A 9,380-nucleotide genomic window follows, 5' to 3' on the forward strand; every position below is an offset into this window, starting at 1 on the left:
TCTATGTTTCCCGTAAAACGTAACCGACACCGCGTACAGTTTGAATCAAGCGCCTTTCACCTTCATCTTCGATTTTGATTCTCAGATAGCGAATATAGACTTCAATCACGTTAGACTCGCCCATAAAGTCGTAACCCCAGACATTTTCCAGAATTTGTTCGCGGGTTAAGACTTCGCGGGGGTGAGTCATTAAATACTTGAGGAGTTCAAATTCCTTCATAGTCAAGTCTATCACCCGTCCATTCCGGATCGCTCGACGGGTGGTAAGATCTAATGCTAAATCTCCAAACCGCACTTGTTCTGATGCGGCACTATCTGGTTCAAGATAGAGGCGCACCATCTGTAAAAAGGTTTCTGTGCGATAGGGTTTCAGAAAATAATCATCAGCGCCCGCTTCCAGACAAGCTACTCGATCTTCTACTGTATCGCGAACCATAAGTAAGAGGACTGGTACGCGAGAGCCAGATTCTCTGAGCCGAGTACACAAATTTAATCCCGATTCCCCTGGAAGGGATCGATCGACTACCATCATGGCAGGTTGGAGTGCGCAAGCTTGATGCCAACCACTTTTGGCATCTGTAGCAACAATGGTATGATAGCCAGCTTCTCTCAAATCCAGACTTAGTTTGTCAGCTAAGGTTTCGTCTGTTTCTACGAGTAAGATAGAGGGATTGCGGTCAAGGGAGGGAGGTTGCATAGTAGAGATCTCGCGATCGCGGGATGGGTGTAATGCTAAATTACCTTTACCCTGTTTTAGCATTTCTTGGGAATTTCGATGAACTGACTTGACTATGTGACTTTAGCACGATCTGGATCTGGACTATTCCTTGGGATAGAGATCCCCTATACCCCTGTAGTAGATGGGTTGCGATCCTCGCCAAAACGTCTGCTAGAGGAGTATAGGAAAATGAAATGATTTAGTGAGAAAATGCTAATCAGTCGAATACGATCGCGCGATCGCAAAATTTCTTAAACTTTAGTTAATGAACCCAAGGGATCGCAGGCGAAGTTCATCTATTATTTATTTGTTACGGAACAAATATTGAAGGGTTCCATCGAAAAACCCCGACGAGTATCAGATGCTAACTTTTTTAACTACAGCCCCAAGCACCGGGAGTCCAAAGACAAGCAGGGATCTAGATCCTTTCTTCACTCTATCGCTAGATATGTTGTGTGTCATGGGTGGTGATGGCTATTTCAAGGAAATTAACCCCCGATGGGAACAAACTCTTGGTTTCACTGACTCAGAGCTTCTAGCTCAACCCTGGATGAACTTGATTCATCCGAAAGACAAAGACTTAACCCTGACTCAACTCCAGCAATTTGCGACTACAACTGCTCCTGTTTCCTTTAAAAATCGCTGTCGCTGTGCTGATGGCTCCTACAAGTGGCTGCTGTGGAATGTATCTTTGAATTGGGAAGAGCAATTGCTTTACGCTGTGGTGCGGGATCTGACTGAGCGGAAGCAGTCTAAGGAAGCATTATGGGATAGTGAGGAACGATTTCATTGTCTGGTGGAGAATGTCAAAGACTATGCCATTTACATGCTAGATATAGAAGGACGGGTTATTAGTTGGAATCAGGGAGCTGAAGGTATTAATGGATATAGGGAAGATGAGATTATTGGCGAGCATGTTTCTTATTTTTATCCCCCTGAAGATGTGGCTTCTGGGAAACCAGAGCGAGAATTGAAAGAGGCGGCGGAGGTAGGTAGGTTTCAAGATGAAAGTTACCGGATACGTCGAGATGGATCGCGTTTTTGGGCAAATGCAGTAATTACTGCACTACGAGATAAAAATGGGAAGTTGCGCGGTTTTGCTAAAGTGGTTCGCGATATAACTGAACGTAAACTTGCCCAAGAAGCTCTGCAACAAGCTCACCATAACTTGGAAAAACGGGTTGAGAAACGGACGGCTGAACTTTTAGAGACAAATAAGCGGCTCAGACAAGAGATTAAAGAGAGAAAATATGCAGAAAAAGAGCTGAAAAGAAGGGAATCTCAGTTACAAAAACAGACTGAACAATTACAACGAACTTTGCAAAAATTACAACAAACCCAAGTTCAGCTTATTCAGTCAGAAAAAATGTCTAGTTTGGGACAGTTAGTGGCTGGAATTGCCCATGAAATTAATAATCCAGTCACGTTTATTCATGGCAATCTTAGCTACGCAGAGCAATATTTTCAGGATATGTTGGATCTGCTAAAGCTTTACCAGCATTACTATCCTCAACCACCGAAAGAAATTGAAATCAAAAGTGAAGGAATAGAATTCGATTTCATAGCATCTGATTTGCCAAAATTACTAACTTCGATGCAGGTAGGAGCGGATCGAATCTATCAAATTGTGCGATCTCTCCGTAACTTTTCCCATCTGGATAGAGCCGGAAAGAAGGCTGTAAATATTCATGAAGGGATTGATAACACGCTCCTAATTCTCCAAAACCGACTGAAACATAAAGGAAATCGTCGCTCTATTGAGGTTATTAAGGAGTATGGAAATGTCCCTCTGGTGGAATGTTATGCAGGAGAATTAAATCAGGTTTTTATGAATATCATTAGTAATGGCATTGATGCTGTTGAAGATGTAATCGGTAAGGGAGAAGAGGAAAGAGGGAATAAGGAAGAAAAAAAATTATCACCTAAAATTAAGATTCGTACTAAGGTTATTAACGATAATTGGATAGGAGTCTATATTGCTGATAATGGAATAGGGATGAGCGAAACCGTTAAACAACGACTATTCGATCCTTTTTTTACTACCAAACCTATTGGCAAAGGTACGGGATTGGGATTGTCAATTAGTTATCAGATTGTGGTGGAAAAGCATGGTGGGCATTTGAAGTGCATTTCCTCACAAAACCAGGGAACAGAATTTATAATTGAGATTCCCCTAAAACAGGTTTCTCAGGAGTGCTATTGTCAAAATCCATATCAAATTCAAGGGGGGATAGGAAGGGGAATAGTAGATATAATTATGGAGGAAATCCCCACTTCCGACTTGCAACTGCCAAATTCATAAAATCTCCAATTTTTTAAAGTAACTTAAATTCTTTTAATGCGGGTAAAAAGTTTTTGCTTTCATGACTAGGGCGACTGAGTTTAATTAGGGCAAATCGCTGTTGTGGCGTTAATGCTGCCCATTTTTCCTCTGTTATAATAACGCCGATTTCTTGGGCTTTTGTCTGAAGGTTTGCAGGAATTGTATTAGCATCCAACCAAGGGGGATTAGGATCAATGGGCAGATTAGATGCGGGTATACCTGTATAGGTTACAACTAATTGTTGCAGGTATTTCCCGTAGTCTTCGATTTCTTCTGGTGTGGTTATTGGCTTTTCTACTAATACCAGTCTTTCTTCTTGGGTAAATTGATGCCAGTGGGCTAATTTTAGTTTGATGCCGCAGGTATCTAATTTCATCCGCACTTCCATGGGAATGCAGCGTAGGGAATCAACAAAGTCGGCTTCAAATTGGAAGAAATGAGTCATGAGATTTGAGATTTTGTTTGGGTTAAGTCTGGTTTTGTATAATAGTATTTGATTTTAACACAACTATCTATCTTCCTCATACAGCAGATTGCAGATTTATGAAATATACCCCAGAAACCCGGTTTCTTTGTAACTCACATAATTGAAAAGGGCTGTAATAATATTAAGTACGCCCCAGTAACCCGGTTTCTCTATACCTCACATACCTGAAAAGGGCTGGAATCAACGGAAATCATCAAGTTAATCAGAATTTTTTTCATTAGATTTCCGTATAATCCAATAACTAAGAGATAGAGAAAAAACCGCTAATGCTAAACCAATGATATCAATTCCTTCTGTTTTCTTCAAATCCAGAATTATAATTTTTCTGGCAACTGCAATTAAAGATGTGACGATCACTAGCTCAACTTGGACAACGTGTTTACGGAGATAAGCGGTAATATTTTCTAGGATTTCTAAGGCAATCAGAACATTTAGAAATAATCCAAAAAATTCAAATAAATTTTTATTAAAGAAACCCAATGGAGAAACAAATAATTGTTGAGATAGGATAATAATAAGGTCAAATACGGCAACGAGGATTACCACCACCATTACTAATGATAGTATCTTAGATACAATAGTCTCTATACTTTCTATGTTGTGTAGAAATGAGCTATCGCTGAAAGAATTTCGGAGGAATAGGAAGATTTTTTTTAGTCTATTCATTGTTTTGGATAAAGCACCTGACTCAATCCTATTGTACAGCCATCGAACCCAAAGCCAACCCAGAAAACTCCCAATAATGTAGGGGGGAAAATCTGTCCAGGTGAAGGTATTGCCCAAAACGAGTCGCCCTGGTAATGTTCCTCGCAGCTCTTGTAACCAAGAAGGTTGCCAAAGTTGGAGAAACTCGATGCCACAGGCAAAGAAAAACACCCCTATCGCAGTCCAAATTAGTGAAGCTCGGGGATAGATGAATAAAACAAAAAGAATCCAAAATATTTGATATGCAATGACACCCAAACAGTCGTTAAGCCATTCCGGTGTTATACCTTGGGAAAATCTGACAGTGTAACCCAGAGGTATAATGAGGATGATGTTGATGAGTAAGATAATGCGATACTTGAGAAAATTCATTTTGAAAAAACACTAAGACACTAAGACACGAAGGAGGAGATGGATAATCTTCTACGATGGCGGGAGTAGCAATTACTATTTTGGGAGAATCATGTCATGTCAGATAATTGTTGGAATACTAGTCTATATGAAAATAAGCATGGATTCGTTTGGCAATATGGAGAGGAATTATTAGAGTTATTATCACCTAAAATAGGTGAACGGATACTCGATTTAGGTTGTGGTACTGGACAATTGACAGAAAAAATTGCCCTTGCTGTTGGTGCTAGTTCTTCTTCAAGCAGGATACCACAGGTTGAGGGCATAGATTATTCTCCTTCTATGATTGAGAAGGCAAAGGAAAATTATCCCCAAATCCAGTTTACTATTGCCGATGCCAGAAACTTTCATGTTGATGAACCATTCGATGCTATCTTTTCTAATGCTGCACTCCATTGGATTAAACAACCAGATGCTGTAATCGGCTGTGTCTATCAAGCACTAAGGCGTGGGGGGCGCTTTGTGGCAGAATTTGGCGGGAAGGGAAATGTGGGCGCGATCGCTAATTCACTATACTATGCCTTGGGTGCTATTGATTGTCCCGTCTCTAGCGAGTTGAATCCCTGGTATTTTCCCAGTATCGGTGAGTACGCTACTCTGCTGGAAAAACAAGGATTTGATGTAACATTAGCTATTTTATTCGCTCGCCCAACTCCTTTGGAAGATGGAGATAGGGGGATGGCAAATTGGATTGAGATGTTTGGAAGTCAGTTTTTATCAGGATTATCTGAGGAACAACAAATAGAACTAATTCGGTTGGTGGAGGATAATTTAAAGCCGACATTATATAGAGATGGTAGATGGTTTGCTGACTATCGGAGAATTCGAGTTGTGGCGATTAAATAGAGGGAATGAAGAATGAAGTTATACCTCCTTTGGTAATCGACAAATTACCTCGATAACTCGCCCCGAAAAATTCTCTATCTAATCGACTGATTTTTTAAACAATATCATTTATTTGGATCGGTAATTTTTATAGCCATGTCTTACAGTGATTTTACTTCATTTGAACAACTAGTTACTTTAGGCATTAGTCAGATTACAACTGTGGAGAAGTTAATTGATTTTGAGCCAATTTCTCCCAGCCCATTCTTGACTGAAGCTTTAAAAAGATTTGCACCACTAGCAATTGCTATTAACACGGAAAAAGCTCGTTCTGAATATTTAATTGCCCCTATTTTAAGCGAAATTGTTACTTTAAATCCTCATAGTTCATTGTTTTCGGGTAAAAGTTTTACTGCCGATGCTAGTTTGGGTTTGAATGGATTTGTTGATTTTTTACTTACTGGCGATCCCAATCATCTAACAATTAAGGCTCCTATTGTTACAGTAATTGAAGCTAAAAATGAAAACATTAATGATGGATTAGCTCAATGTATTGCTACTATGTATGGGGCTTTGTTAGTCAACCAACGCGATCCTAATATTGGTACTAAAACGGTTTATGGTTGTGTGACTACAGGTCAAGTTTGGCGATTTTTGGCATTGACACCAGATCTAGAAGTTTTAATCGATCTCAAAGATCGTTATCTTACTCCGATTGATGAAGTTCTGGGTTTATTGAATGCTTTTATAACAGTTTAGCAATACCACAACAGTGTTATTATATAAATTAGGGTAAACTTGGTCTTCGGAATTTTAATCCCAGCCAAACAACAGGGTTTTATTTCTTTGGTATAGTCAGTTCCAATACCCCAAAATCGTCTAAACTCAAAGTGTCCGCTAACTGCCAAGATGCCATGTCTCGCTGGTTCAACATTGCTGGTCCGTGCAAACCCGACAAGCACTATATGCTCCCGCCAACAAGTCGCTTACCCGACTTGGAAACTCTCATCGAACAAGAAAGTTATTTTGTCGTTCATGCACCGCGACAAACAGGTAAAACAACGGCAATGTTAGCACTAGCTCAACAACTCACTGCCAGTGGACGTTACGCAGCCGTCATGGTATCGGTAGAAGTAGGCAGTGCCTTCAATCATGACCCCAGCGCCGCTGAATTAGCCATTCTCGGAGCTTGGCGAAATACAATTGAGGATTATCTCCCCAAGGAACTACAACCCCCAGCTTGGGTTTATAATGCCCCAGGACAGAGAATTCGGGAAAATTTACGAGCTTGGTCCCGCCAGATCCCTCGTCCGTTAGTAATATTTATCGATGAAATAGATTCACTACAAGACCAAACCCTAATTTCAGTATTGCGACAATTACGCGATGGTTATTCCAATCGTCCAGAAAATTTTCCCTCATCGGTAGGATTAATTGGTTTGCGCGATGTGCGGGATTACAAAGTGGCATCGGGTGGGAGTGACAGATTAAATACAGCCAGTCCTTTTAATATTAAAGTTAGTTCGATTACCCTGAGAAACTTTTATGCCGCAGAAGTACAAGAATTATACCAGCAACATACTGAAGCCACCGGACAAATTTTCACTCCATTAGCCACAACCACAGCCTTCGATTTAACCCAAGGACAACCTTGGTTAGTCAATGCTCTTGCCAAGGAAGTTGTGGAAAAGCTGGTGAAGGATCGAAGTATTACTATTACCAAAGAACATATTTTACAAGCAAAGGAAATCTTAATTGCTCGTCTTGATACTCACCTCGATAGTTTAGCGGAACGCTTGCGAGAACCCAGGATAAAAGCGATTATCCAACCCATGTTAGCGGGTTTAGAATTAGGGGATATCCCCAACGATGATATTCAATTTGTGATTGACTTGGGTTTATGTAAAATCCATCCCCAAGGTGGATTGACGATGGCAAACCCAATTTATCGCGAGGTTTTACCCAGGGTATTAACGGTGACACCAATGGCTTCTCTCCCCATGATTGCACCGACTTGGTTAACCTCCGAAGGGGAGTTAAATAAAGATGGGTTACTAGAAGCATTTCTCAAGTTTTGGCGACAGCATGGAGAACCGTTATTAGGTAGCACGGGCTATCATGAAATTGCCCCACACATTGTCTTAATGGCTTTCTTGCATCGTGTGGCGAATGGGGGGGGAACTTTGGAGAGAGAATATGCCATTGGCAGCGACAGAATGGATTTATGTTTGTCTTACAAAGCTGTGATGTTAGGAATAGAATTAAAAGTCTGGCGCGAGAAAAAGCGCGACCCCCAAACTGAGGGAATCGAGCAGTTAGAATCTTATTTAGCGCGTTTGGGATTGGATGAAGGTTGGTTATTTGTGTTTGACCGTCGTCAAAATGCTTTACCTATTGAAGAAAGATTGTCAACTCAGGTAGTGATGACGGAAAATCAACGGACTATTACTGTGATTCGGGCTTAAACTGAAAAAATTCTGACGGGGCGAACTTCACTGCTGCGATTGCCTTCGGCAGCAGCAAAGCTGATCGCGAAAAACACCGATCCAGACAGACGTATCAATCAGCGGCATGATGAGTTTCGCGCAGAGCATAGATCGCTTATGTTGACACTCCCCGGTCTAAAGACACGGGGATTCTTAAGACATCGAGCGCCTTAATATCCTGATAAATCAGGTTCCCAGGCTCATTACGTTTGCCATAAGGGCGTAATGATATCTCCACAAGGTTGTTTCGGGCGTATACTTTCCTCCAGTCCGGGGGTAGGTTTTTACGTCTTATACTGACCTATTAATTATATCATGGCAGACTCAAGTCTGCCAATGCCTTTCATCCCCGGACTCAAGTCACGGGGTTTTCAGGCTATTTTCTTATAAATACATTCTTGTCCGTCTGGGAGTTTAAACCATGTCTCTCGCTGAGTTAATTCCTTTGGTGAACAATCTGAGCCAGTCAGACAAATTATCACTCTTCAAACTCCTGGCTGTGCAAATCCCAAAGGCTGAACTACAAGTTATCTTTTCTGCATCAGAGTATCCGGTTTGGTCGCCCTACGACGCAACGGAGGCTGCAAACATGCTGATGCAGATGATTCGGGATGACCGAGAGGCATCTACTCATGCCTGGTACAATCGAGTTTCCCTTTTCTGACGATGAAGCATTACCTTCGAGAATTTGATGTTTGTTTTCAAAGATTCCGATCCACGATCGAGATTATCCGCTTCTAATCAGCGTCGATGTCGATCAAAAATAAAAATGCGATCGCCTCTCTAGAAAAAGCGCGATCGCATCCGGTAGGCGTTGTCATCGCATTTGATGTAGATTTGGGCTATTGTTTGTCATTCATCCCATGAGTCTCAACCCAACATCTATTTGCTTGATTGAAGCTTAGGTGTTGGGTTGAAGCATGAAACTCAACCTACGAGGTAGGTAGTCTAAACAATAGCACTTACAAGCTGTGCTTCTGTCCAAGTCACCCCATTACTAAACTGGACACTCTCAACCCCATAGTTTGGTGAAGGGCTATAAACCTGGTCTTTGAGAACAACTGAATCAGCAATCCCACCAAAGGAGATTTTCAAATCATTAGTGTTGGCTATGCGAGTGACAATGGTATTGGTGGAAGTCAAACCCGTACCGGAAAAGATTAGTTTATCAATGCTGGTATCATTGCTACTATCATCAAGGGTGTCTTGTCCATCTCCTAGATTGAACTTATAGGTATCGCCTCCTGCTCCACCATTGAGATAATCTGTGCCAAAACCCCCTACAATTGTGTCGCCAGCATTAGTGCCTGTCAAAGTATCATTGGTAGCTGCACCTAATGTCAGATAAGCATTCCAAAGCTGTGCTTCACTCCAAGTCACCCCATTACTAAACTGGACACTCTCAACCCCATAGTTTGGTGAAGG

9 protein-coding genes and 1 pseudogene are annotated in these 9,380 nt (G+C 41.3%); 5 read left to right on the forward strand and 5 right to left on the reverse strand.

The features are described 5' to 3' along the window. Position 1: 1 nt before the first annotated feature. Entirely contained in the window at positions 2-697 is a 696-nt protein-coding gene (gene nblR / locus NJ959_RS20290) for a response regulator transcription factor NblR (protein ID WP_254013565.1), read from the reverse strand. Between the two features lie 382 nt (positions 698-1,079). Here nblR and NJ959_RS20295 point away from each other — a divergent pair, with 382 nt between their 5' ends. Beyond that, positions 1,080-3,020 (forward strand): PAS domain-containing sensor histidine kinase, encoded by a 1,941-nt coding sequence (locus NJ959_RS20295; protein ID WP_254013559.1) that lies wholly within the window; start codon positions 1,080-1,082, stop codon positions 3,018-3,020. Positions 3,021-3,033: 13 nt separating this feature from the next. Here the strand turns inward: NJ959_RS20295 and NJ959_RS20300 are convergent, their stop codons facing one another. The 3 genes and pseudogenes from NJ959_RS20300 to NJ959_RS30780 all read right to left on the reverse strand — a co-directional run. Continuing rightward, positions 3,034-3,486 (reverse strand): nitrate reductase associated protein, encoded by a 453-nt coding sequence (locus tag NJ959_RS20300; RefSeq protein ID WP_254013560.1) that lies wholly within the window; start codon positions 3,484-3,486, stop codon positions 3,034-3,036. 240 nt (positions 3,487-3,726) lie between these two features. Next, positions 3,727-4,194, reverse strand: coding sequence for a phosphate-starvation-inducible PsiE family protein (locus NJ959_RS30775; protein ID WP_254013566.1), 468 nt, complete (start codon positions 4,192-4,194; stop codon positions 3,727-3,729). An 81-nt stretch (positions 4,195-4,275) separates the two neighbouring features. Beyond that, a pseudogene (locus NJ959_RS30780) lies at positions 4,276-4,605 on the reverse strand (ribosomal maturation YjgA family protein); the annotation flags it as partial. 96 nt (positions 4,606-4,701) lie between these two features. Between NJ959_RS30780 and NJ959_RS20315 the strand changes: the two are divergent. From NJ959_RS20315 to NJ959_RS20330, 4 genes are all read left to right on the forward strand, one after another. Then, a complete protein-coding gene (locus NJ959_RS20315; RefSeq protein ID WP_254013561.1) occupies positions 4,702-5,490 on the forward strand; it encodes a class I SAM-dependent methyltransferase in 789 nt (262 codons plus the stop codon). Between the two features lie 135 nt (positions 5,491-5,625). Beyond that, positions 5,626-6,228, forward strand: coding sequence for a hypothetical protein (locus NJ959_RS20320; RefSeq protein ID WP_254013562.1), 603 nt, complete (start codon positions 5,626-5,628; stop codon positions 6,226-6,228). A gap of 155 nt (positions 6,229-6,383) precedes the next feature. After that, positions 6,384-7,934, forward strand: coding sequence for an ATP-binding protein (locus tag NJ959_RS20325; RefSeq protein ID WP_373693684.1), 1,551 nt, complete (start codon positions 6,384-6,386; stop codon positions 7,932-7,934). A gap of 442 nt (positions 7,935-8,376) precedes the next feature. Then, positions 8,377-8,619 (forward strand): hypothetical protein, encoded by a 243-nt coding sequence (locus NJ959_RS20330; protein WP_254013564.1) that lies wholly within the window; start codon positions 8,377-8,379, stop codon positions 8,617-8,619. Positions 8,620-8,903: 284 nt separating this feature from the next. Here NJ959_RS20330 and NJ959_RS20335 read toward each other — a convergent pair. After that, on the reverse strand, positions 8,904-9,380 hold a 477-nt coding region (locus NJ959_RS20335), incomplete at its 5' end, for a calcium-binding protein (RefSeq protein WP_305069161.1).

The organism is Limnofasciculus baicalensis BBK-W-15 (assembly GCF_024178385.1).
Classification (GTDB): Bacteria; Cyanobacteriota; Cyanobacteriia; order Cyanobacteriales; family Coleofasciculaceae; genus Limnofasciculus; species Limnofasciculus baicalensis.

Excerpts from the sequence above, each read along its gene's own strand:
- nblR (WP_254013565.1), bottom strand. The coding sequence starts at position 697 with ATGCAACCTCCCTCCCTTGACCGCAATCCCTCTATCTTACTCGTAGAA.
- NJ959_RS20295 (WP_254013559.1), top strand. The coding sequence starts at position 1,080 with ATGCTAACTTTTTTAACTACAGCCCCAAGCACCGGGAGTCCAAAGACA.
- NJ959_RS20300 (WP_254013560.1), bottom strand. The coding sequence starts at position 3,486 with ATGACTCATTTCTTCCAATTTGAAGCCGACTTTGTTGATTCCCTACGC.
- NJ959_RS30775 (WP_254013566.1), bottom strand. The coding sequence starts at position 4,194 with ATGAATAGACTAAAAAAAATCTTCCTATTCCTCCGAAATTCTTTCAGC.
- NJ959_RS20315 (WP_254013561.1), top strand. The coding sequence starts at position 4,702 with ATGTCAGATAATTGTTGGAATACTAGTCTATATGAAAATAAGCATGGA.
- NJ959_RS20320 (WP_254013562.1), top strand. The coding sequence starts at position 5,626 with ATGTCTTACAGTGATTTTACTTCATTTGAACAACTAGTTACTTTAGGC.
- NJ959_RS20325 (WP_373693684.1), top strand. The coding sequence starts at position 6,384 with ATGTCTCGCTGGTTCAACATTGCTGGTCCGTGCAAACCCGACAAGCAC.
- NJ959_RS20330 (WP_254013564.1), top strand. The coding sequence starts at position 8,377 with ATGTCTCTCGCTGAGTTAATTCCTTTGGTGAACAATCTGAGCCAGTCA.